This window comes from Penaeicola halotolerans (assembly GCF_016464625.1).
GTDB classification, from domain to species: Bacteria; Bacteroidota; Bacteroidia; order Cytophagales; family Cyclobacteriaceae; genus Penaeicola; species Penaeicola halotolerans.
In genome coordinates, this window is sequence record NZ_JAEAGO010000086.1 from 1 (window position 1) to 266 (window position 266).

The 266-nt window shown below is 34.6% G+C and carries 1 protein-coding gene; it reads right to left on the bottom strand.

Going from position 1 to position 266, the window contains the following annotated elements; all coding sequences use genetic code 11:
- Positions 1 to 90 precede the first annotated feature (90 nt).
- Positions 91 to 266, bottom strand: a 176-nt coding sequence (locus I5349_RS13795; protein ID WP_226391361.1) for an ATP-binding protein, incomplete at its 5' end; no start/stop codon positions are given.

Genomic DNA, 266 nt, shown 5'->3' on the forward strand with positions numbered 1-266 from the left:
TTGAGCAATTGATTTGATCCAGCTTTTTTTTGAACGTTTATTTTTTAAGTCAAACATGATATCTTCTGTGAAAAAATGAATAGCCATCGATCAGTTGAGGTAAATGGTCAATGAAACTTTATTTCCTTTATTCTCAAATAAGACCTCATCACATAAATGTTTGATGGTGAATACACCCCTTCCTCCTATTTTTTCTAGATTTTCTGGTGCGGGTGGATCTTGTAGGTTTTCATAGTCGAAGCCTATCCCTTCATCTTCGATGATCA